At 65.5% G+C, this 20,615-nt stretch carries 19 protein-coding genes; 10 read left to right on the top strand and 9 right to left on the bottom strand.

Annotated features, from left to right (window positions below):
• The first annotated feature begins 5 nt into the window (after positions 1-5).
• Genes gabT through AC1Q6Z_RS09485 form a run of 3 tightly spaced genes read left to right on the top strand, consistent with a single transcriptional unit; the run spans position 6 to position 3,456 of the window.
• A complete protein-coding gene (gabT, locus tag AC1Q6Z_RS09495) occupies positions 6-1,310 on the top strand; it encodes a 4-aminobutyrate--2-oxoglutarate transaminase (protein ID WP_439615434.1) in 1,305 nt (434 codons plus the stop codon).
• A complete protein-coding gene (locus AC1Q6Z_RS09490; protein ID WP_492647597.1) occupies positions 1,307-2,761 on the top strand; it encodes an NAD-dependent succinate-semialdehyde dehydrogenase in 1,455 nt (484 codons plus the stop codon). The genes gabT and AC1Q6Z_RS09490 overlap by 4 nt, the downstream gene beginning before the upstream one ends.
• A gap of 8 nt (positions 2,762-2,769) precedes the next feature.
• Complete coding sequence (locus tag AC1Q6Z_RS09485) at positions 2,770-3,456, top strand: SDR family oxidoreductase (protein ID WP_492647596.1); 687 nt, start codon at positions 2,770-2,772, stop codon at positions 3,454-3,456.
• 36 nt (positions 3,457-3,492) lie between these two features.
• On the opposite strand, the gene AC1Q6Z_RS09480 is transcribed toward AC1Q6Z_RS09485, so the two are convergent.
• The 5 genes from AC1Q6Z_RS09480 to AC1Q6Z_RS09460 are packed head-to-tail and all read right to left on the bottom strand — an operon-like array spanning position 3,493 to position 9,637.
• The gene (locus AC1Q6Z_RS09480; protein WP_492647595.1) at positions 3,493-4,938 is read right to left on the bottom strand and encodes an APC family permease; all 1,446 of its coding nucleotides are present in this window, start codon (positions 4,936-4,938) and stop codon (positions 3,493-3,495) included.
• Between the two features lie 36 nt (positions 4,939-4,974).
• The gene (locus AC1Q6Z_RS09475) at positions 4,975-6,354 is read right to left on the bottom strand and encodes a glutamine synthetase family protein (RefSeq protein ID WP_492647594.1); all 1,380 of its coding nucleotides are present in this window, start codon (positions 6,352-6,354) and stop codon (positions 4,975-4,977) included.
• 18 nt (positions 6,355-6,372) lie between these two features.
• On the bottom strand, positions 6,373-7,968 hold the full coding sequence (locus AC1Q6Z_RS09470; RefSeq protein WP_492647593.1) for a GMC family oxidoreductase: 1,596 nt from the start codon (positions 7,966-7,968) through the stop codon (positions 6,373-6,375).
• On the bottom strand, positions 7,965-8,873 hold the full coding sequence (locus AC1Q6Z_RS09465; RefSeq protein ID WP_256114893.1) for a LysR substrate-binding domain-containing protein: 909 nt from the start codon (positions 8,871-8,873) through the stop codon (positions 7,965-7,967). The genes AC1Q6Z_RS09470 and AC1Q6Z_RS09465 overlap by 4 nt, the downstream gene beginning before the upstream one ends.
• A complete protein-coding gene (locus tag AC1Q6Z_RS09460; protein ID WP_492647592.1) occupies positions 8,870-9,637 on the bottom strand; it encodes an N-formylglutamate amidohydrolase in 768 nt (255 codons plus the stop codon). Before AC1Q6Z_RS09460 ends, AC1Q6Z_RS09465 begins: the two co-directional genes overlap by 4 nt.
• Before the next feature lie 157 nt (positions 9,638-9,794).
• Here AC1Q6Z_RS09460 and AC1Q6Z_RS09455 point away from each other — a divergent pair, with 157 nt between their 5' ends.
• The 3 genes from AC1Q6Z_RS09455 (at position 9,795) to AC1Q6Z_RS09445 (ending at position 13,521) form a co-directional block, all read left to right on the top strand.
• Positions 9,795-11,297 (top strand): aldehyde dehydrogenase family protein, encoded by a 1,503-nt coding sequence (locus AC1Q6Z_RS09455; RefSeq protein ID WP_492647591.1) that lies wholly within the window; start codon positions 9,795-9,797, stop codon positions 11,295-11,297.
• 102 nt (positions 11,298-11,399) lie between these two features.
• On the top strand, positions 11,400-12,635 hold the full coding sequence (locus AC1Q6Z_RS09450) for a cysteine desulfurase-like protein (RefSeq protein WP_492647590.1): 1,236 nt from the start codon (positions 11,400-11,402) through the stop codon (positions 12,633-12,635).
• 64 nt (positions 12,636-12,699) lie between these two features.
• The gene (locus tag AC1Q6Z_RS09445) at positions 12,700-13,521 is read left to right on the top strand and encodes a helix-turn-helix transcriptional regulator (protein WP_492647589.1); all 822 of its coding nucleotides are present in this window, start codon (positions 12,700-12,702) and stop codon (positions 13,519-13,521) included.
• A 10-nt stretch (positions 13,522-13,531) separates the two neighbouring features.
• Here the strand turns inward: AC1Q6Z_RS09445 and AC1Q6Z_RS09440 are convergent, their stop codons facing one another.
• Positions 13,532-14,644: an aminotransferase class I/II-fold pyridoxal phosphate-dependent enzyme gene (locus AC1Q6Z_RS09440; RefSeq protein WP_492647588.1), complete on the bottom strand. Its 1,113-nt coding sequence runs from the start codon at positions 14,642-14,644 to the stop codon at positions 13,532-13,534.
• A gap of 137 nt (positions 14,645-14,781) precedes the next feature.
• The gene (locus AC1Q6Z_RS09435; RefSeq protein ID WP_439622778.1) at positions 14,782-15,822 is read right to left on the bottom strand and encodes a fatty acid desaturase; all 1,041 of its coding nucleotides are present in this window, start codon (positions 15,820-15,822) and stop codon (positions 14,782-14,784) included.
• Positions 15,823-16,045: 223 nt separating this feature from the next.
• Here AC1Q6Z_RS09435 and AC1Q6Z_RS09430 point away from each other — a divergent pair, with 223 nt between their 5' ends.
• Positions 16,046-16,915 carry a bile acid:sodium symporter family protein gene (locus AC1Q6Z_RS09430; protein WP_492647587.1) on the top strand — a complete coding sequence of 290 codons (870 nt, stop codon included), beginning with the start codon at positions 16,046-16,048 and terminating at the stop codon, positions 16,913-16,915.
• A 181-nt stretch (positions 16,916-17,096) separates the two neighbouring features.
• Here AC1Q6Z_RS09430 and AC1Q6Z_RS09425 read toward each other — a convergent pair whose 3' ends face one another.
• Positions 17,097-17,927, bottom strand: a complete 831-nt coding sequence (locus AC1Q6Z_RS09425) for an oxidoreductase (protein ID WP_492647586.1) — start codon at positions 17,925-17,927, stop codon at positions 17,097-17,099.
• 120 nt (positions 17,928-18,047) lie between these two features.
• On the opposite strand from AC1Q6Z_RS09425, the gene AC1Q6Z_RS09420 reads away from it, so the two are divergent.
• A complete protein-coding gene (locus tag AC1Q6Z_RS09420; protein WP_492647585.1) occupies positions 18,048-18,932 on the top strand; it encodes a LysR family transcriptional regulator in 885 nt (294 codons plus the stop codon).
• Between the two features lie 96 nt (positions 18,933-19,028).
• Here the strand turns inward: AC1Q6Z_RS09420 and AC1Q6Z_RS09415 are convergent, their stop codons facing one another.
• The gene (locus AC1Q6Z_RS09415; protein WP_492647584.1) at positions 19,029-19,253 is read right to left on the bottom strand and encodes a hypothetical protein; all 225 of its coding nucleotides are present in this window, start codon (positions 19,251-19,253) and stop codon (positions 19,029-19,031) included.
• Here AC1Q6Z_RS09415 and AC1Q6Z_RS09410 point away from each other — a divergent pair.
• Both AC1Q6Z_RS09410 and AC1Q6Z_RS09405 read left to right on the top strand, forming a co-directional pair.
• Positions 19,252-19,677, top strand: a complete 426-nt coding sequence (locus AC1Q6Z_RS09410; protein WP_492647583.1) for a hypothetical protein — start codon at positions 19,252-19,254, stop codon at positions 19,675-19,677. The genes AC1Q6Z_RS09415 and AC1Q6Z_RS09410 overlap by 2 nt on opposite strands.
• Before the next feature lie 14 nt (positions 19,678-19,691).
• A complete protein-coding gene (locus tag AC1Q6Z_RS09405) occupies positions 19,692-20,612 on the top strand; it encodes a dihydrodipicolinate synthase family protein (RefSeq protein ID WP_492647582.1) in 921 nt (306 codons plus the stop codon).
• The last annotated feature ends 3 nt before the right edge of the window (positions 20,613-20,615 follow it).

Here is a 20,615-nt window from a genome sequence, read left to right as displayed (position 1 = left end):
CATCCATGTCCACGAACGCTGCCTTCACGGCGCGGCGCGCTGCCGCTATTCCGGCTGGCCTGTCGAAACATCTCGACGTCTATATCGAGAAGGCGGAAAACGCCGAACTGTGGGACGTCGAAGGCAAGCGCTACATCGATTTTGCCGCCGGCATCGCCGTCAACAATACCGGCCATCGCCATCCGAAAGTGGTCGAGCGCGTGCGCAACCAGCTCGACAAGGTCACGCACACCTCGTTCCAGACTACGCCCTATATCGATTATGTCGCGGTCTGCGAGAAGCTGAACGACCTGGTGCCGGGCGACTTCCCGAAGAAGACGTTTCTCGTCTCCACCGGCGCGGAAGCCATCGAGAACGCCGCCAAGATCGCCCGCGCCGCGACCGGCCGATCGGCCTTTGTCGCCTTTTCCGGCGCCTTCCACGGCCGCACGCTGATGGCGATGACGCTGACCGGCAAGACCGCGCCCTACAAGGCCGGCTTTGGCCCACTGGTGCCGGATGTCTTCCACCTGCCGTTCCCGATCCCCTATCACGGCATTTCCGAGCAGGAATCGCTGACGGCGCTCGACCGCTTCTTCCGCTCCGAGGTCGATCCCACCCGCGTCGCCGGCATCTTCGTCGAGCCGGTGCAGGGCGAGGGCGGCTTCTACCCGGCGCCCGTCACCTTCCTGCGCACGCTGCGCGAGATCTGCGACAAACACGGCATCCTGCTCATCGCCGATGAAATCCAGACGGGTTTTGCCCGCACCGGCAAAATGTTTGCGATGGAACATGCCGGCGTCGCCGCTGATATCGTCACCATGGCGAAGGGGCTTGGCGGCGGCTTCCCGATTGCTGCGGTCACCGGTCGCGCCGATATCATGGACAAGATCCCGATGGGCGGCGTCGGCTCGACCTTCGCCGGCAACCCGCTCTCCTGCGCGGCCTCGCTTGCCGTGATGGAGATCATCGAGGATGAAAAGCTGATCGATCGCGCCAACGAGGTCGGAAGCCGGTTGAAGGCGGTCTTCGAGGACTGGCAGGAGGGCAACGAATTCGCCTGCATCGGCGAGGTGCGCGGCCTCGGCGCCATGGTGGCGATCGAGTTCGTGCGCGACCGCGAGACGCGCCAGCCTTGGCCGGAACTGGTGAAGGCGATCACGCACACCGCCGCCGAAAAGGGCCTGCTGCTGCTCTCCTGCGGCGTTCACGGCAATGTCGTGCGTGTGCTGACGCCACTCACCATCCCCTTCGACCATCTCGACGAAGGCATCGCTATCCTGAAAGACAGCCTGCGGGCGGCGCTGGAAAAGGTGGAGGCCGGGCAATGACGCTCGCGCTGCTGCATGACCGCGCCTTCATCGATGGTGAGTGGGTGGGTGCGGATGGGGGCGCGACCTTCGAGGTGCGCAATCCGGCGACGGGCGAGGTTCTCGCCCGCGTCGCCGACCTCGCGGCGGCTGACGTCGAGCGCGCGATCTTCGCCGCCGAGCGCGCACAGGTGGATTGGCGCGAGCGCCCGGCCAAGGAACGGGCAAAGCTGCTGCGCGCCTGGTTCGACCTGATCACCGCGCATACGGAAGACCTTGCCCGGCTGATCACCGCCGAGCAGGGCAAGCCGCTCTACGAGGCGCGGGGCGAGGTGGCGTTCGGCGCGTCCTTCGTCGACTGGTTCTCCGAAGAGGCCAAGCGCGTCTATGGCGACGTCATCCCGTCGGCCGGGCGCGACCGGCGTTTCGTCGTGCTGAAACAGCCGATCGGCGTCTGCGCCGCCATCACGCCCTGGAATTTTCCTTTGGCGATGATCACCCGCAAGGCGGCCGCAGCGCTCGCCGCGGGCTGCACCATGGTCGTCAAACCCTCCGAGGAAACGCCGCTGACGGCGCTGGCCATGGCCGAGCTTGCCCGGCAGGCCGGCATTCCGGCCGGGGTGCTCAACATCGTGCCGTCGAAGGACGCCGCCGGCATCGGCCGCCTGCTCTGCGAGCATCCGGTCATCCGAAAGCTCTCCTTCACCGGTTCAACGGCCGTCGGCAAGTTGTTGATGCAGCAGTGCTCTGACACGTTGAAAAAGGTCTCGCTGGAACTCGGTGGCAATGCGCCGTTCATCGTCTTCGGCGACGCCGACCTCGATCTCGCCGTCGCCGGCGCCATCGCGTCAAAGTTCCGCAATTCCGGCCAGACCTGCGTCTGCACCAACCGCATCTATGTTCAGGACGGTGTCCACGATGCCTTCGTGGCGAAGCTGACGGAAGAGGTTGCGAAGCTGAAGGTGGGAGACGGTGCCGCGCCGGAGGTGGTGCAGGGGCCGCTCATCAACGCCAAGGCCGTGGCGAAGGTGGCGGAGCTGATCGGCGACGCCGTGGGTCATGGCGCCAGCGTCGAAACCGGCGGCAAGCCGCATGCGCTGGGCGGCACCTGGTTCGAGCCGACGGTGCTGAGCGGCATGCAGGCCTCGATGCGGCTCGCGCAGGAAGAGGCTTTCGGCCCGGTCGCCCCGGTCTTCCGCTTCAAGGACGAAGCCGAGGTCATCCGCCTCGCCAACGACACACGCTATGGCCTGATGGCCTATTTCTACGCGCGCGACGTCAACCGCATCTGGCATGTGCTCGAAGAGCTGCAATTCGGCATGGTCGGCATCAACGAGGGCCTGATTTCCACCGAACTCGCGCCCTTCGGCGGCATCAAGGAAAGCGGCTTCGGTCGCGAAGGCTCCAAATATGGTATCGAGGAATATGTCGAGCTGAAATATGCCTGCTTCGGCGGGCTGAAGAGAGCGTAAGGGGCAGCATGTCGCAAAAGGTGGCGTTGATCGTCGGAGCATCGCGAGGCCTCGGCCTGGGTCTCGCGGGAGCCTTTCAGGCGCGCGGATGGGAAGTGATCGCGACCGTGCGCAACGAGCGTGGTCGCGCGGCTCTCGAAACGCTGGCGGGGAAGGGCACCCTCTCGATTGTGGCGATGGACATCACCGTCGCCGAGGATATCGAGCGTGTGCGAAAAACCCTGTCCGGGCGCAGGCTGGACGTGTTGTTCGTCAATGCCGGCATCGCCAATGATCCTGCATCCCCCATCGAGAGCGTGCCGGAGCAGGATTTCCTGGATGTCATGGCCACGAATGCGCTGGCGCCTTTGCGCGTCATCGGCGCGCTGCACGGTCTGATGGCGCCCGCCGGCGTCGTCGCCGCCATGTCTTCGAACATGGGCAGTGTCAGCGGCAATGCCGGCGGCGGATGGGATGTCTATCGCGCCAGCAAGGCTGCCCTCAACCAGCTGATGAAGAGTTTCGCCGCCCGGCATGCGGACGGCAAAACCTATCTCGCCGTTTCGCCGGGCTGGGTTCGAACCGACATGGGCGGTGATGGCGCACCGCTCGATGTCGAGACGAGCGCCGCCGGCATCGTCGGCACGCTGATTGCCCGCGCCGGCAGCGGTGGCGTGCATTTCGTCGATTATCGCAACGAGACGATCGCCTGGTAGGCTGAGCCGGCACACCGGGGGCGTGCCGGCTCCAACTCAGATGCCGAAGCCGAGCTGCGCGAAGCGATCGGGGCTTGCGCCCCTGAGGCGCGTGGCGAGCAGGATGCCGATGAGGGCCGCCGCCGGGATCAAAGCTGGAAGCGCCACGGCAAGCACCGAACTCGCCCCGGTCAGCACGCCAAAATTCACCGTCACGAAGTAGATCATCGCGGCAAGCGTGACCGCCACCGCGAGCGGCGCGATCGTCGTGACGAAGACACCGTGCTTGAGCTGCGGGTTCTTGCGGAAATAGCAGAAGATCGCCACGGCGGTCAGCGCCATCAGCACCATGACGGCGAGCGTCGCCAGCATGGTGAGCCAGGCGAAGAGCGCCAGCACAGGATCAAGTCCCGCAATCGCAAAATAGGCGATGACCACGACGGCGATGACCGTCTGGACCACCGAGCCGACATGCGGGCTCTGGAAGAGGCCGTGCGTGGTGCCGCAGATTTTCGGAAACAAGCCCTCACGGCCGCCGACATAGACATAGCGAGCGACGGCATTGTGCAGCGCCAGAACAGCGGCAAAAAGGCTGCTGATGAAGAGCAGGCTCATGATCGGCACGATCCAGCTACCGACATAACGTTCGGCCAGCGCAAAGAGGAAGGTGGTCGGATCGGCGAGGCTTTGCAATTCCGGCAGCAGCTTCGCCTCGCCGGCGCCGATGACCATCAGCCAGGAGGTGAGCATGTAGAAGATGCCGATGGTGAGCACGGAGACATAGGTCGCGCGCGGCACGGTCTTCAGCGGATCGCGCGCTTCTTCGCTGTAGATCGCCGTCGCCTCGAAGCCGACGAAGGATGCAAAGCAGAACAGCAGGCCGATCGCCGGCGAGCCGGAGAAGAAGGCGGCGGGTGTGAACGGCGTGAAGGTGAAGCCGGAATCGCCGCCGCTCACGAGAATGGCAACATCGACGATGATCACGACGAGGAATTCGAGCAGCACGAGCACCGCCAGGATCTTGGCCGAGAGGTCGACATGGCGGTAGCCGCAGACGGCGACGATGGCGATGCCGGCAAAGGCGCAGGCCCACCAGGGCAGGGTGATGCCGAGCGTTGCGAGGAAGCCGGCCGTCGCCGCGCCGAACAGGCCGTAGACGCCGATCTGCATGGCATTATAGGCGAGGATCGCGACGAGCGAGGCCGCCCCGCCGGCAATGCCGCCGATGCCCTGCGAGGCATAGGCATAAAAGGCGCCGGCATTGCGCACGTAGCGCGTCATGGTCACGTAGCCGACGGAAAAGAGCAGCAGCACGGCGACCACGACGAGAAATGCGGCTGGAATGCCCGCGCCGTTGCCGAGCAGCATCGACATGGGCACGCCGCCCGCGGTGGCGGTGAGCGGCGCTGCCGCCGACACCACGAGAAAGGTGATGGCGCCGACGCCGAGAGAATCCGGCCTTAGCCGGTTGGCGGGCGTATCTGCGGAGGCTTGCTTTGACATCTGGTTCCCCTTTTTTGTCGTCAAGCAAAGACCGGCCTAGAGGCCGGCGAAATAACGCTGGAATTCGAAATCGGTGATGTGCCGGTCGAGCCAGGCCTTGAAGGCCGCTGCCTCGAAATGGCGGCTCGCCGCATAATGGGCCTGGAACCCGGCGCCGAGTGCCTCGGTCACGAAGGCGTCCTTTTCGAAGAGCGCGATCGAGCCTTCCAGCGTATCGGGCAGTTCCCGGTCGGCGATGGCATCCGGATCGATGCGGTTCTCGATGCCGTCGAGGCCGGCGGCGAGCATCATCGCGACGCTGAGATACGGGTTGATGTCCGAGCCCGGGACGCGGTGCTCGAAACGGGCGGCCGGCTCCGACGGGATGATGATGGCGCGGATCGATTTTGTGCGGTCCTCATGGCCCCAGCCGATCGTCGTCGGCGACCAGGCGCCGCGGTCGAAGCGGCGGTAGGAGTTGATGTTCGGCCGGAAGGCGAGGTGCGAGGCCGGCAGATGTTGCAACAGGCCGCCGAGATAGTGCCGGCCGACTGCGCTCAGCTGGTTTTCGCCGGTTGCAGTGACATTGCGGCCATCCTTCCAGAGGCTCTGGTGGTGGTGCGCGCCGGAAGCGCTGTGCGTGCCGAGCGGCTGGAAGCGGGCCATGAAGGTGGCGGTGAGGCCGTGCTCCAGGCAAAGTTCCTGAAGGACGATCTTGGCACGAACGGCATCGTCGGCCGCCTCTAGCGGCGATTTCGGGCCGAGCGCATATTCGTACATGCCGTAGCCGTATTCCGTCGTCACCGCGGCCAGCGTGATGCCGATGCCCTTCAGCCGGCGGATGAGCTCGGCGAAGAAGGCCTGGAATCCCTTGGAGCGCATCAGCGAATAGTTGATGTCGCCATGGCCCCAGGGTTTGAGGTCGCGGTAGTGCCCGGCCCGCATCTTCTCCTCGTCGATCTCGAAGATGCCGAACTCGTATTCGAGCGCGAACTTCACCTCGTAGCCGAGGTCGGCGGCCCGCTGTTCATGGCGCGCAATGATGCCGCGCAGGTCGAGCGGATTGCGCCGGCCGCCGATCTCGAAGGAATCGACGATCGCCGAGGCCCATTCCGGTGCCCATTCATGCTGGCGCACCGTCGCGGGGTCGATGAGGCCGCGCATGTTCGGAAAACCGTTCGTCTCGCTGGAGACCTCGGCCGGGAAGAGCGGCTCCAGCAGCGGCGCGCCTTCGCCGGGCGCGGTGCAGAAGAAGTTGCAGTTCACTGCTTCGCCTTGCGAGGAGATCTTGAAGGGCGCGATCTTGGTGCGGAAGTTGCCGTTGATATCCGGCAGGTGGACCTGGATGAACTGGGCGCCGTTCTTCGCAAGCGACGCCTGGAAGTCGTCGAGGGCGGGCGCCCTTTCGGCGCGGGCGGTTTCGTAATCGTTGGACACGCGGGTTCCCCTTTTGGCTTATAGATGTGCCTTGATGTGATCGGAGGCCTTTTCTCCGATCATGATCGAGGCTGCATTGGTGTTGGCGCTGGGCAGCGTCGGCATGATCGAGGCGTCGGCGACGAAGAGGCCGGACAGGCCGTGCACGCGCAGCGTTTCGTCGACGACGGCGCCGCCATCGCGCCCCATGCGGCAGGTGCCTGCGGGATGGCTGAAACGCATCGATTTCTGGCGCAGGAACGCGTTCCAGTCCTCGTCGCTGCGCGTCTCAGGCCCCGGCTTGACCTCCCGTTCATAGGTCGCGGCGAAGGCGGGCGCGGCAAGGATGTCGCGGGCCATCAGCGCGCCGTGCCGCAGTGTGTCGAGGTCTTGCGGGTCGCCGAACATCGGATGGTCGATGACGGGAAGCGCGTGCGGATCGGCGGAGCGCAGGCGAAGCGCGCCGCGCGACAGCGGGCGGCAGACATTGACGGCCAGCACGATCGCCGGAAACGGCAGCAGCATCGGTCCGTCGCCATCGGTGTTGTAGCCGATCGGCGTGAAGGTGATCTGCACGTCGCCCTCGGCAAGCCCTTCGCGCGTGCGGGCAAAGGCGACGGCGTGGCCGATTGGCGTCGCACCCGGCCCGCGGCCGCGCAACATCCAGTTCAGCCCGTGTTTGACGACGCTGAGCGGGTCCGTCTCGACATTGTATGTGCGTGTGCGAACGGCCGCCGTGACCAGCACGCCCGGATGCTCCTGCAGGTTCTCGCCGACGCCTGGCAGGTCTGCGACCACGTCGATGCCATGCGCGCGGAGATGATCGGCCGAGCCGATGCCCGACAGCATGAGGAGGCGCGGGGAGGCGAGCGCACCGGCGCTGAGCACGACGGCGCCCGCATGGATGCGGTGCGTCGTGCCGCCCTGCACATAGTCGAGGCCGGTGACCTGCCCGCGATCGGTCAGGATGCGGGTGACCTGCGCCCGCGTGCGGATCGTCAGGTTGCGCCGGAAGAGGGCTGGCCAGAGGTAAGCCCGCGCCGCGCTGTGCCGCCAGCCGCGCTTCTGGGAGGCCTGCAAGGGGCCGACGCCGAGCTGCGTCTCGCCGTTGACGTTCGGATTGTAAGCGTGGCCCGCCTGCTGCGCGGCCGCGATGAAGGTCTTGACCAGCGCGTGCGGCGTGCGCACGTCGGAGACGCTCAAAGGGCCGTCGGCGCCGCGAAAGGCATCGCCGCCACGGGAATTGTGCTCCAGCCGTTTGAAGTAGGGCAGCACACTTTCATAGTCCCAGCCCGCTGCACCCGCCTCGGCCCAGGCATCGAAATCGCCGCGGTTGCCGCGCAGAAAGATCATGCCGTTGATCGAGGAACTGCCGCCGAGCACGCGTCCGGACGGCCAGTTCTCCTGCCGTCCATCGCGGGTGGCGTCCGGTTCCGTCCGGTAGGCCCAGGCATAATCGGGGTTGCCGATCGCCTTCTCCTCGCCGGCCGGCACGCTGAACACCGGCGACCAGTCCCAGCCGCCGGCCTCCAGCAGCAGCACGCGCCGCGTGCCGTCCGCCGAAAGGCGGTTGGCGACGACCGATCCGGCCGAGCCCGCGCCGATGACGACAATGTCCGTGGTCCTGGTCGTCATCGTTTGTCCTTGATGTCTTTCGAATAGGTGCGCAACAGGTCGCACATGAAGAGCGCGGCCGGCGACAACGGCACGGCGGAGCGTCGCAGCAGCCAGTAGCGGCTCGGCTGGAGCTTTTGCTCGAAGGCGAGGCTGACGATGCGGCTTGCGACATGCGGCTGGTCGATCAGGGGTTCCGGCAGGGCGGAGACCATGTCGCTGTTGGCGATGATCGAAACGGTGGCCGGCAGGCTCACGCATTCGACCAGCTTCGGCGGCATGGCGAGGCCCGCTTCCTGCATGAAGGCATGCATCGGGTCGGAGGGATCGCTTGGCTCCTGCGGCAGCACCCAGACCGCATCGGCAAGCTCCGCCGGGTTGCGGATCCCGGCCAGCGGATGGCCGCGGCGCAGCGCGATGCGCTTGTTGACGCTGAGCAGGAATTCGCAGGCGAGGTCGCTGGCGGTTGCCGGTTCCCGGCCGGCGCCCACGACGGCGAGGTCGAAGGTGCCGTCGCGGATGTCGGGCAGGGAGCCCGGCAGCGACGCCTCGTGGATGACCAGCCGCACGCCGGGCATGCGGGTGCGGAAATGGCGGATGATCTCGGACAGCACCGTCTCGATGATGGTGGGCGTCAGGCCGACGACCAGCTTGCCGCCGGTGCCGGCATTGAGCTGGCGGATATCGTCCTGCGCGGCGCGCATCTGCTCGACGAGGAGATGGGCGCGCGCGGCAAGCTGCCGGCCGCTCTCGGTGAGCACGACGCCGCGGGCGCTGCGCAGCAGAAGCGACACGCCGGCCTCGGCCTCCAGCTCGCGGATCGCCTTGGTGATGGCGCTTTGCGTCAGGCCGAGCGTGCGCGCGGCCGCCCGGATGCCGCCGGCGCGCGTCACGGCCTCGAAGGCGCTGATCTGGTGGAATTTCATGGCTGCACCTCCTCTTTCGAGGAGACGAGAGCCGTAAGCGCATCGGCAAGGCAGGCTGCCACCTGCTCAACGCCGTCCGCCGTATCGATGATGTCGTTGCGCACTTCGATGATGATGGCCTCGACGTCGACCGCGGCCTGGATGCGGGTCGTCGTGCCCGGCGCCACCTTGCGCAGGTCATAGGGATCGTTGTCGCCGATGACGAAGCGGCCGTCCTGCTTCAGCCAGTCGAGCATCGCCTGGCCGGTCCGGCAGCCGTCCGCGCGCAGCACGCCAATCTCCGTCCGGCGCGCCTTGCCGTCATAGATGCCGGAGAAGCTGTGGATGCCGACCAGCACGTCGCCCGGCTGCAGGCGGTGGATGACCGCCCGGTCGAAGGGCTCGCGCACCAGCGCATCGCGAAAATCCCGTTCCGCATCCGTCAGGTTCTGGTTGCCGGGCACGGGAATGCCGCCCATGTCCGGGCGAATGCAATCCCACGAGCGCGAACCACGGTTGATATCGTAGAACAGCCGCGAATAGCGGGCGAGGATCGCAGGTGCGGAGAGCTGGGCGCTGAGCGCGCGGGTAAGCTCCGCCGCGCCGATATCGTGCGAGAAATGCGTGTCGAAATAGTCTTCGCCGAGGCCGAGCCGGTTCCATGCTTCCGGCACCTCGCGCCCTGCATGTTCGCAGATCAGCACGAGGCCCGAACGACGGCCACCGATTTCCTCGATCGACGTCTCGTCGGACTGGGGATGCGAAAAATGCTGGTCTGCGTTCATCAAGGGTGCCCGGCTCGGATATGCTGGCAGCGACGCTAGGCCAACGGCACCTTGCGCATAAGACATCCAATTGCATCGAGTGATCACCAATGGTCGTCTCCCTGCGGATGGATGCACATGCTTAAACGGCATGGGATTATTCAAGGACACCGACCTCATGCTGCCTTCCCTTTCTCCTGATTTCGACACTGCTTTGAACGCGCTCGCGTTCCCCGTCCAGCCATTCATCGACGGCGCCTTTCGTCCGTCAAGCGCGGGGAAGACTTTCGAGCCCGTCCACCCCGCTGACGGCCGTCGGTTGCCGGCCGTGGCGGCCTGCGGCGGGCAGGATGTTGACAGCGCGGTCCAGGCCGCGCGACGGGCCTTTGTGGATGGCCGCTGGCGGTCGCTCGGCCCGTTGCGGCGCCAGGCGATCCTCAACCGTTTTGCCGATCTCGTGCGGGAGAACACGGAGACGCTGGCGCTTTTCGATACGCTGGAGATGGGCAAGCCGCTCGCCGACGCCCGGTTTGACGTGTCGATCGCCGAAGGCCTGATCCGCTTCTTCGCCGGCGCGGTGGACAAGACGGAGGGCGCGGTCATGAGCGCCGATCCGCGTACGCTCGCCTTTTCGCGCGACGAGCCGCATGGCGTCGTCGGCGCGATCACCCCCTGGAATTTCCCGCTGGTCAACGCCGCCCTGAAGATCGCGCCAGCACTGGCGGCGGGCAATTCGATCGTGCTGAAGCCATCCGAGATCGCGTCCTATTCGACGCTGAAGCTTGCGGAGATCGCGGTGGAGGCCGGCGTGCCGGAGGGCGTGCTGAACGTGGTGACCGGGTTCGGCGCGGATGCCGGCGCGGCGCTCGGCGGGCATGCGGATGTCGACCTGATGAGCTTTACCGGCTCGACGGTGACGGGCAGGGCGCTCATGATGCTTGCCGCGCAATCGAACGGCAAGCCGCTGCTGCTCGAATGCGGCGGCAAGTCGCCCGCCCTGGTGTTCGAGGACATGGCCGGCGATGTCGAACGCATTGCCGCAAGCATCGCGCAGGCGGGCCTCTGGAATGCCGGCCAGCTCTGCGTCGCCCGAACCCGCATCCTCGTCGCGGATGCGATCGTCAAGCCTTTTACCGAAGCGCTCGCCGCGAAGGTCGATGCGATGCGCCTGGTCGCGCCGTTTTCCGGCGAGGCCGGGCTTGGGCCGCTGGCCAGCGCATCGCAGAAGCGGCGTGTTGACGGATACATCCTGTCCGCCCTCCACGATGGCGCACGCCGGGTGACGGCCGGGCAGGTGGCGCCTTCGGCGGAGGGCAGCTATGTGGCGCCCACAGTCTTCGACGGTGTCTCGCAGGGCATGCGCGTCGTGCAGGAAGAAGTCTTCGGGCCGGTGCTGACGATCCAGTCGTTCCGCACCGCCGACGAGGCCTTCGCTTTGGCGAACGATACGGTCTACGGGCTTGCCGCCACCGTCTATACCCGCGACCTGATGATCGCCATGGAGGCGGCCCGCACGATCCAGGCCGGCAAGGTGGTCGTCATGGGCGACGACGCGGCCAGCGAGGGCTCCGGCTTCGCCCTCGGCTCCGCGCCCTGGAAGCAGTCGGGATTTGGCATCGAAAGCGGCATGGCCGGCATCGCATCCTATAGCCGGCGAAAGGCGGTCGAGATAAGGGCCTAGCTGTCACCACGGATACGGCCCATCCTCCGTCAGGTGGATTGCGACGGTGCTCCGGGCGCGGGATAAGCGATCGAACAGATCTATTCCGCAGGAGTGTTGCCCATGACCGCCTATCCGATCGACCTGATCCGCGCCGCCTTTCCGGCCTTGCTCCAGTCCCGCACCGCCTATCTCGACAATCCGGCCGGAACGCTGGTTCCCGAACAGGTCATCACAGCCGTGGCCCATGCTATGGCGACGGCATCCTCTAATCTCGGCGGGCGTTTCGCCGCCTCGCAGCGGGCCGATGCGATCTGGCGGGCGGCGCATGAGGCGGCGGCGGAATTCGTCAATGCCGCTTCCTGGCAGGAGATGGTGATTGGCCCAAACATGACGACGCTGGCCTTCCAGATGGCGCAGGTCATCGGCCAGACGCTTTCGCCCGGCGACGAGATCATCGTCACGCGCATGGACCACGAGGGCAACATCTCGCCCTGGCTTGCGATGGCCGAGGCGCGCGGCCTGGTGGTGAAATGGCTGCCCTTCAACAGGGAAACCTGGCGCATCGAGCCCGAGGATCTTTCGGCCCTCCTGTCGCCGCGCACGAAATTCCTCGCGCTCAACTATGCCTCGAACATGACCGGCAGCGTCAACGACGTCACCGCGTTGACGGCGCTGGCGCGGGCTGCAGGCGCGCTCGTCTGGATCGACGCAGTACAACTGGCGCCGCACAGGCTGCCGGACGTCCAGGCGATCGGCTGTGATTTCCTGGCCTGCTCGTCCTACAAGTTCTTCGGCCCGCATCTCGGCATCCTGTGGGGGCGCGAGGCGCTGCTGCGGTCGCTGCCGCCGCACCGTGTGCGCTGCGCGAGCGACGATATTCCGGACCGCTTCTGCACCGGCACGCCGCAGACCGAGCTTCTTGCGGGCCTGACCGCGACGATCGACTACCTGGCCTGGGCCGGCGAGGCGACGGGCCATGCCGGCACGCGGCGCGAAAGGATGGCGGGCGCCTACAACGCCTTTGACGCCTATGAGGCCGGCCTGACCCGCCGGCTGATCGGCGGCCTGACGGCGCTGCCGGGTGTCAAGCTGATGGGGATCGCCAACCCGAACCTCTTTGCCCACCGCGTGCCGACCATCTCCTTCACCCACGAAAGCGTCTCGACCCATCGCTTCGCCGAGGCGCTGGCGGCCGAGGACATCAATGTCTGGTCGGGCCACAATTACGCGCTGGAGCCCGCCCGCCATCTCGGCCTTTCCGAGGAGGAAGGCGTCGTGCGCATCGGCATCGCCCATTACAATCGCGAAGACGAGATCGAGCGCACCCTGGCGGTCATCGAGCGGCTTGTCTCATAGGCCGCCATGCCCTAACCATGCGGGCAAATAGCCGGTTTCCCTCAGGAATTTGACAGATGGCCCCATGTCGGAACCCCTCGCTGCCAGCTGGATAGCGCCCTTTGCCCACGCCCTCGACCGCTATGACCAGCCGGACGCCGCCTCGGCGCTTCTCGCGGCGATCGGTTCGGTCGCGCGGTTTCACCTGGCGCTATCGGTGGTCCACCGGCGCAATGGCGGGCCGAGCTATGTCTTCGATACCTTCTCCGGCCCGCGCGCCAAGCGGGCCGTCGCGCTGTTCATCGCCGGCACCTATGTGCTGAACCCCTTCCACAATGCCTATCTCGGCGGCCTGTCGTCGGGTGTCTACCTGATGCGGGATCTCGCGCCCGACAACTACCTCGCGTCGGACCTGTATCGCGGCCTCGATATCCGCCGCCATGAAGACGAGGAGCTTGGATACCGCACCCATGGCTGGCCGGAGGGCATGGAGGAGCTGCTCATCGCCATCGACCTGCCCGGCGGAGAAATGGCGGAAATCAGCCTGTCGCGCATCCGCAGCGAAGGCGGTTTCGATGAAGCATCCGTCGCGCGGCTTCGGGAGGCGCATGCCCTGATCGCTGCGATCTTCCGGCGCCTTTGGGCGCATCTGTCGCGCGGCGACGCGCAGCCGCAGACGCGCGCCATCGACCATCTGTTCACCGATTTCGGCCGCGGGCTGCTCAGCCCGCGCGAGCGCGAGGTGGCCCTTCTCATCCTGAAGGGCCACTCCAGCGAATCGATCGGCTACCATCTCGGGATTTCGATAGCGACGGTGAAGACCCACCGGCAGAAGCTCTACGCCAAACTCAATCTCTCGACCCAACAGGAGCTGTTTTCCACGTTTCTGCGCAGCCTCAATCTGTAGGCCGCCCCGCTCAGTCCGTGAGGCTCTCGCGGATGGCGGCGGAGATCGCGGCAAGGCCCAGGCGCAGTTCGTCTTCGGTCGGCCAGGCATAGCCGACGCGGAAATGCCGGTCGTCCTGCTCGAACCAGCGGCCGCGGCCGACATAGGCGTGGTGCTCGCGATAGAGCCGGTCGTGGAAGGCGGCGAGATCGACATTCGCCGAGGGCACGATGCGGGGGAAGCAGACGCAGCCGCCGGACGGCTCGACCCACTCGACCAGCGGCTCGCCGACGATCCAGTCCTTGACGATGGCGAAAGCGCTGGCGATGCGGGCATTGTTGAAGGCAAGCCATTCGTCGCGCTGGCTGAGCGCGACGTAAGCGATATATTCGTCAACCATGCTGCCGGAAATGCCGATTTGCTCGCGCGCGGCGAGGAAGGTGTCCATCAGCGTGGCATCGCGGGTGATCAGCCAGCCGATGCGAATGCCGGGAATGCCATAGGTCTTCGACAGCGAGGAGACGCTGATCACCCGGTCCGACAGGCTGGCGGCGACCGGCAGCATCGGGCCGAAGGTCATCTCGCGATAGGTCTCGTCGAACAGCAGGTAGATGCCCTTGCGCTCCACCAGCGCGACGAGCGCATCAAGCTCGGCCGGCGACAGCATCACGCCCGTCGGATTGTGCGGATAGGTGACCGAGACGTATTTCGTCTCCGGCCGGATCGCCGCTTCGATTTTTCCGAGGTCCAGCCTGTAACCCTCCTCGAAGGTCAGGTCGATGAGGCTCAGTTCGCAGCCGATGGCGCGGGGCGTCTCGATATTCGTGGCGTAGTTCGGCCGCACCACGACGATGTGGTCGCCGGCCTGCAGCAGGGAGGTCGAGATGATGAACAGCGCGCCCGCGGCCCCCGCCGTCACCAGCACGTCGTCCGCCGCAAGCCCTTCGCCCGTGCCGGCGATCAGGCCGCGCAAGTCCGGCGCGCCGCGATGGTCGCCGTAACACAGCAGGATGTCGTCGAGCTTCACGTTGAGTTCGCCGAGGCGCCGGTCGGCGACCGAACTCTCCGACAAATTGTAGCGGATCGTGTCGTAGCCGAGCTGTTCGGGCGATTCGAGTTCGATGGGCATGCGGACATATTTCATGGGCGCTCTCCTTGCTGCTCGCCGGCATGCAACAGGCCTAAAGCAAGACCACCGCGCTTGCCATCCACCCGGAAGGGGATGGCAAGCCTCATCCTTCGGTTCGCCTTCGCGACAAAGGCGGCGCCGTTCTGATGTCTTTATGCCGCTGCCTGAAGCCTCGGTTCCACTTCGCGGAGCGTCACCAGCCTCTTGGAGGCCTCGTCCCAGAGGATGAGTTTTACGCATCGCAGGCTGTCCCTGAGCGTGATGCGTCCCAGGTCGCCCAGTTCCGGGTGATCGCGCATGACCTCCGGAAGCCGGTAGAATGGGACGCGGCTCGACAGGTGATGAATATGGTGCAGGCCGATATTGCCAGTCATCCAGCGCAGGGGGCGCGGCAGGTCATAGTGCGAGGCGCCGTGCAGGGCCGCGTGCTGGAAGGTCCATTCCGGCGGCTTCGACCAGTGCGTATCCTCGAACTGGTGCTGGACATAGAACAGCCACACGCCGGCCGACCCGGCAATCAGCACGATCGGCAGGTGGATCAGCAGGAAAGGCACAATCCCGACGCACCAGATGACGAGGGCTGCCAGTACGAGGATGGCGGCGTTCGTTGCCATGGTCGAAATCCAGGGCAGCGCGCCGGATCGCATCATGCCGAACGGCAATCTTTGCTGGAAGAGAAAGAGCCAGGCAGGGCCAATGCCGAACATGACCAGGGGATGCCGATAGAGGCGGTAGCCGAGCCGTCCCCGGGGCTTCAAGGCACGGTATTCCGCTACGGTGAGGGTGGTAATATCGCCCACCCCACGTTCATCGAGGTTGCCCGCCGAGGCATGGTGCTGCGAATGGGCGCGGCGCCAGTAATCGTAGGGCGTCAGGGTGAGAACGCCGATCGCCCGGCCCGTCCAGTCATCCAGGCCGCGCCGGCCGAACAGCGAGCCGTGCCCGCAGTCATGTTGCAGCATGAAGAGGCGCAGCAGAAAGCCTGCGGCCGGGACGATCAGGATCAATCCGAACCAATAGCCGAAATGCATCGAGGCCCAAGCGGCGGCCCAGAGGAGCGTAAACGGGATGAGCGTCACCGCCAGTTCGAACACGCTGCGGCCTGTACTTGGCTTGCGATAGGCGGCGAGGATCTTGAGCCAGGCTTTTCCCGGGTCGCCGCCATCATGGGCGGTCGTTTTTATGGCAGTCATAGGTGTGGGGTGACTTTCGGTTCTGCAGTGCATGCTGCTCGGCGCCGATGGCGTAGCCTGCCGACGCCTCCTGGGCAAGCGATAGATCCTCTTTTTCGTGTTCCCAACGTGTTTGTGAACGGGCGTGCGCATCGTGGCAGGATCGATTGCATCTGGCGGGACAATGGAACAATGCTACGATCCGCACGGGCGCGATCAACGGCCTCGTGGAAAAGGAAGAAAGATGGAGCAGTCCGCCCTGATCGAGATCGGTTTGCCGATCGCCGTGTTCGTCATCATGACCGGCATCGGCATGACGCTGGTGCCCACCGATTTCCAACGGGTGGTGGCGCGGCCGAAAGCGCTGATCTGGGGCATCGTGGCCGCACTCTTCCTTGTCCCGATGGCGGGCATGCTGATTGCCGTACTCCTGGGCCTGCCGCCCAAGATCGCCGTCGGCCTCGTGATCGTTGCCGCATGCCCGATCGGCACCACGTCCAGCCTGTTTTCCTATTTTGCGCGCGGAAACGTCGCCCTGTCGATCGCATTGAGCGCGGTCGGCAGCCTCGTGGCGATTGCCACGCTGCCGCTGTTTGCCAACTTCGCGATCGAGCGCTTCAGTGATGGCGATGCGCGTGTCTACCTGCCCGTGCTGCGCACGATCGGCATCATGGTCGGGCTCATCCTGCTTCCTGTCATCGTCGGCATGGGCATCCGGCACAGGATCCCGACGTTCGCAGCGCGCGCTGAACGGATGGTGGGGGCATTCGGCGCGGTCGTGCTGGTGGTCCTGATCGTCGGCATCGGTGTTTCGGTCTATGGCCGCTGGGCGGAAATCCTTGCCAGCGCCGGGCCTGCCGTCATCGCCCTGGTTTTCAGCGGAATCGCCATCGGTTTTCTCGGCTCCCGCATTCTCGGCCTTTCCGGTCCTGAAACTGTGACCGTCGCCCTGTCGATCAGCATCCGAAACGCCGCGATCGGCATGTTGCTCGCGATCACCATGATGAATTCGCCCGAGATCGCCGTTCCGCCCGCGCTGTTCGGCCTGCTCATGTACGTCGTCGGCTTCAGCCTCGTCGCCTATGGCCGCATGACCATAAAGCCATCGCCCTGAGGCTCAGTCGACGAGGCGATCACGCTTTCGCAATTGCGGGAATATGATCGCCCAGGAGAGCGAGACGCGAAGCGTGCCGGCGGCGCAGATGACGATGGCGCCGTCCCACAATCCCGCCGACCATAGAAAGCGTGTCGGCGGGGATTGATTCTTCCAGATCCAAGAAGGCCAGCAGCACGCGTTATCGCGCGAAGTCGGTTGAGACCGAAACGCTCCGCCAAGCTGCCAGGATTTCGGCATCGGAGGCATGTTTATTCTCGATCGCCGCGATCGTGTCGCTGCCGAGAGGCAGGCGGACCGGCGGATTGGGAGCATCGACGAAGTCGATCAGCACGTCCGCCAGTTTCGAGGGATCGCCTGGCTGGTTGTGGCTCACTTCGGCGGCCAGCCGCCGGACGGCGCCCGCGGTGCCGTCATAGTCTTCAATGATCGGCGCGCTGACGGAGAGCGATGAGGCATCCAGGAAGTCCGTGCGGAAATATCCGGGCTCCACGGCGGTGACGTGGATGCCGAGCGGGGTGAGCTCCGCATGCAGCGATTCGCTGAGGCCCTCGACCGCGAACTTTGCCGACGAATAGACGCCGAAGCCGGCGCCCGCCCGATACCCGCCGATCGACGAGATGTTGAGGATGTGGCCCGAATGGGCCTTGCGCATGTGCGGCAGAACGGCGCGCGTGACATTGAGGAGGCCAAACACGTTGGTGCGGTAGATCGCTTCCACCTCGGCCGCGGTTGCTTCCTCGATGGCGCCGAGCAGGCCGAAGCCGGCATTGTTCAAGAGGACGTCGATGCGCCCGAAGCGCTGGATGGCCGAATGGGCGGCGGCGATCGCCTGGTCTTCATTGGTGACGTCGAGCGCCACCGCGAGCAGGTTGGCATGGTCGCCGAAGCGGTCGAGGATGGCTTTGGGGTTGCGGGCCGTAGCGACGACATTGTCGCCCTTGGCAAGCGCACGTTCCGTGATGAGGGCGCCGAAGCCGCGCGAGGCGCCAGTGATGAACCAGGTTTTCATAGGAATGACCTCAGGTTTGAATTTGAGCGGCCATCGTTGGCCGGCAAGATGAATTTAGGCCTTTGCCATTCCGCCGATTAGCGAGATAATATTGTCGATCATCATGAATCTGGCTCAGCAATGCGCGCGACCGACCTTTCCGAACTCGCAGCCTTCGAGGCTGTCGCCCGCCATCGCAGCTTCCGAAAAGCGAGCGAGGAACGCGGCGTGACTGCTTCGGCGATCAGCCATGCGGTGAGCAACCTGGAGGCCCGCGTCGGCATCCGCCTGCTGAACCGCACCACGCGAAATGTTTCCGCCACCGATGCAGGCGCGATGCTCCTTGCGCAGCTTTCGCCGGCCCTGCGCGATATCGGTTCGGCGCTCGATGCGCTCAACCAGTTCCGCGAGACGCCCTTCGGCAAGGTCCGTATCAATGCCCCCAATTCGATCGCGCCCTTCGTGCTGGGGCCGGTCATGGGCGAGTTGATCCGGCACAACCCCAAGCTCGAACTGGAAATCGTCGCGACCGACCGGCTTGTCGATATTGTCGAGGACGGGTTCGATGCGGGCATCCGGCTGGGCGAAAGCATTCGCGAAGGCATGGTGGCCGTCAAGATCAGGCCGCGGCTGCGCTTTGCCGTGGTGGGATCTCCCGGCTACTTTGAAACGAAGCCTATCCCCCGGTCGCCGGCCGACCTGACGGCCCATGTCTGCATCCGAAACATGTATCCGAGCGGCGCTTTTTATCCTTGGTCTTTCGCGCGGGAGGGCGAGGCGATCGATGTCGAACCGCGTGGACCGCTGGCCTTGCATGACCACGAATTGATGGTGGAGGCAGCCCTTGCCGGCATAGGGCTTGCCTATATCTGGGAGGCGCGCGCCAAACCCTATGTCGAGAGCGGCAGGCTGGTCGAATGCCTCCAGGAATGGTGCCCGCCGGAGGATTGGCTCTATCTCTACTACCCGACGCGCCGGCACATGTCCGCGGGCCTGAGAGCTGTCATCGACGCCATGCGGGTGTGATATACCGAGGCGTATCCGTCTTTATGAAATCCATATTCGTTCCGCCCTGTTTCCCAATCGAGAAGTTATGCCGGCGCGCCTAACTTGGGATCGCAGTCAGCAATGGATGGCTGCAATCTCTTGTGAGGTGCCGCCATGCGGAACGATTTTCCGAAACACCCGCTTCCACCATCGACGCGGATGATCTTTCTTCATCACCGCGTGCGGATGCACCATCGTTTTCACCACGGCAGCGCGGGAACGCAAAGCCCATCGTTTGCCGTGCGTCTTTCGCTCCTGGCGCTTGCCGTCACTATCGTGGTTTTGATCGGTGCCTTCCATGCCTAGGGCCTCCACGTCCGACACGCATCGTTTCCAGGGCGGCGAGGGTGCGTTGACCGCCGCGGATGAACTCGCGGAACGGATCAGCGCCGCCCGGCGCCTGCGTGAACATCACCTGTGGGAAATCCTGCGCTCCTTGCCCTCGCTTGCCGAAGCGCGCGACGACGTCGTCTTCCGGCGGCAGTTCCGCGCGCTGATGGAACGCGATGACCTGGAGGGTGCAAGCCGTGCGCTGGTCGATGCGGCCCGCCCGAGGCGCCATCTGGACCGCCTGCAATCCATCGACGGCAACTGGATCGCCCGCATTCTCTCCCGCGAAGCCTCGCCGTCCCGCTCCGTCGCCGTCCATGTCGATCGTGTCGCCGCCATCATGGCGGCCCTGGTTGCGGCGGACCGGCGCGCTGCTGGCCCCGCAAAACACTGAAAAGGATTTGCATCATGCAGGATTATCGACGCCGTCTCCCCGCGCAGGGACTGGTCTGCGACCTCGTCACGCCCTTCCGCGGAGATATCGTGGATCATGACGGCCTAGCCGCGCTCGTGCACTGGCAGATCGCCAGCGGCGTTTCGGGGCTCTCCGTCTGCGGCAGGATCGGCGAGGGCGGCGCGCTCAGCCGCGCGGAGCGCCGTGCCGTGCTTGCCACGGTGGTCCGGGCGACGGGCCTTGCCGTTCCGGTTCTGGCCGCTGTCGGCACCTATGCGATGGAAACGACCGTCGGCCTCGCGCTGGATGCGGAAGCGGAAGGTGCAGACGGCCTGGTCGTCACGACACCCTATTACAGCAAGCCGACGCAGAAAGGCATCATCGCCCACCTGCGCGCTGTTGCGGAGGCCACCACGCTTCCGGTCCTGGTTCTTGCGGATCCTGCCGCAACCCGCTCGGACGTCACGGCCGAAACGCTGCGCGAACTCGGCGCGATCCCCGGCATCCACGGCTTCATCGACGCCTCCGGCGACATCGCGCGGCTCGCAGTGATCGACCGGCCGTTGCGCGAGCGGCTGGCGCTCTATTCCGCCCACGACGCGACCGCCTTCGCCTTCAACGTGCTCGGCGGATGCGGAACGCTATCGCCAGCCGCAAACCTCGCCCCGCGCATGACGAGCGCCCTTCACCAGGCGCTGCGCACCCGCAATGTCGATCTCGCGCTCGACCTGAAGGACCGGCTCGCCCCGCTCTTCGCCGCCCTTGGCGACATGCCCGATCCCGCCATGCTCAAGCACGGTCTCGCGCCCTTGCTGGGCGTGGACGAAGCGGTGCGGCTGCCGCTGGTATCCGCCTCAGTGCCGGCCGGTGCGACGGTGCGCCAAGCGCTCGCGGGCCTGCCGGAATGCGCGGCACAGCTCGCCAAGGCAAGCTGATTC

The sequence above is a fragment of the Shinella sp. GW835-FHT14H05 genome (assembly GCF_058793575.1).
This window is presented reverse-complemented; position numbering and strand designations above follow the sequence as displayed.

Excerpts from the sequence above, each read along its gene's own strand:
- AC1Q6Z_RS09445 (WP_492647589.1), top strand. The coding sequence starts at position 12,700 with ATGTCGGAACCCCTCGCTGCCAGCTGGATAGCGCCCTTTGCCCACGCC.
- AC1Q6Z_RS09460 (WP_492647592.1), bottom strand. The coding sequence starts at position 9,637 with ATGAACGCAGACCAGCATTTTTCGCATCCCCAGTCCGACGAGACGTCG.
- AC1Q6Z_RS09420 (WP_492647585.1), top strand. The coding sequence starts at position 18,048 with ATGCGCGCGACCGACCTTTCCGAACTCGCAGCCTTCGAGGCTGTCGCC.
- AC1Q6Z_RS09415 (WP_492647584.1), bottom strand. The coding sequence starts at position 19,253 with ATGGAAGGCACCGATCAAAACCACGATAGTGACGGCAAGCGCCAGGAG.
- AC1Q6Z_RS09485 (WP_492647596.1), top strand. The coding sequence starts at position 2,770 with ATGTCGCAAAAGGTGGCGTTGATCGTCGGAGCATCGCGAGGCCTCGGC.
- AC1Q6Z_RS09490 (WP_492647597.1), top strand. The coding sequence starts at position 1,307 with ATGACGCTCGCGCTGCTGCATGACCGCGCCTTCATCGATGGTGAGTGG.
- AC1Q6Z_RS09450 (WP_492647590.1), top strand. The coding sequence starts at position 11,400 with ATGACCGCCTATCCGATCGACCTGATCCGCGCCGCCTTTCCGGCCTTG.
- AC1Q6Z_RS09480 (WP_492647595.1), bottom strand. The coding sequence starts at position 4,938 with ATGTCAAAGCAAGCCTCCGCAGATACGCCCGCCAACCGGCTAAGGCCG.
- AC1Q6Z_RS09435 (WP_439622778.1), bottom strand. The coding sequence starts at position 15,822 with ATGACTGCCATAAAAACGACCGCCCATGATGGCGGCGACCCGGGAAAA.
- AC1Q6Z_RS09425 (WP_492647586.1), bottom strand. The coding sequence starts at position 17,927 with ATGAAAACCTGGTTCATCACTGGCGCCTCGCGCGGCTTCGGCGCCCTC.
- AC1Q6Z_RS09470 (WP_492647593.1), bottom strand. The coding sequence starts at position 7,968 with ATGACGACCAGGACCACGGACATTGTCGTCATCGGCGCGGGCTCGGCC.
- AC1Q6Z_RS09410 (WP_492647583.1), top strand. The coding sequence starts at position 19,252 with ATGCCTAGGGCCTCCACGTCCGACACGCATCGTTTCCAGGGCGGCGAG.
- AC1Q6Z_RS09455 (WP_492647591.1), top strand. The coding sequence starts at position 9,795 with ATGCTGCCTTCCCTTTCTCCTGATTTCGACACTGCTTTGAACGCGCTC.
- AC1Q6Z_RS09465 (WP_256114893.1), bottom strand. The coding sequence starts at position 8,873 with ATGAAATTCCACCAGATCAGCGCCTTCGAGGCCGTGACGCGCGCCGGC.
- AC1Q6Z_RS09440 (WP_492647588.1), bottom strand. The coding sequence starts at position 14,644 with ATGAAATATGTCCGCATGCCCATCGAACTCGAATCGCCCGAACAGCTC.
- gabT (WP_439615434.1), top strand. The coding sequence starts at position 6 with ATGTCCACGAACGCTGCCTTCACGGCGCGGCGCGCTGCCGCTATTCCG.
- AC1Q6Z_RS09405 (WP_492647582.1), top strand. The coding sequence starts at position 19,692 with ATGCAGGATTATCGACGCCGTCTCCCCGCGCAGGGACTGGTCTGCGAC.
- AC1Q6Z_RS09430 (WP_492647587.1), top strand. The coding sequence starts at position 16,046 with ATGGAGCAGTCCGCCCTGATCGAGATCGGTTTGCCGATCGCCGTGTTC.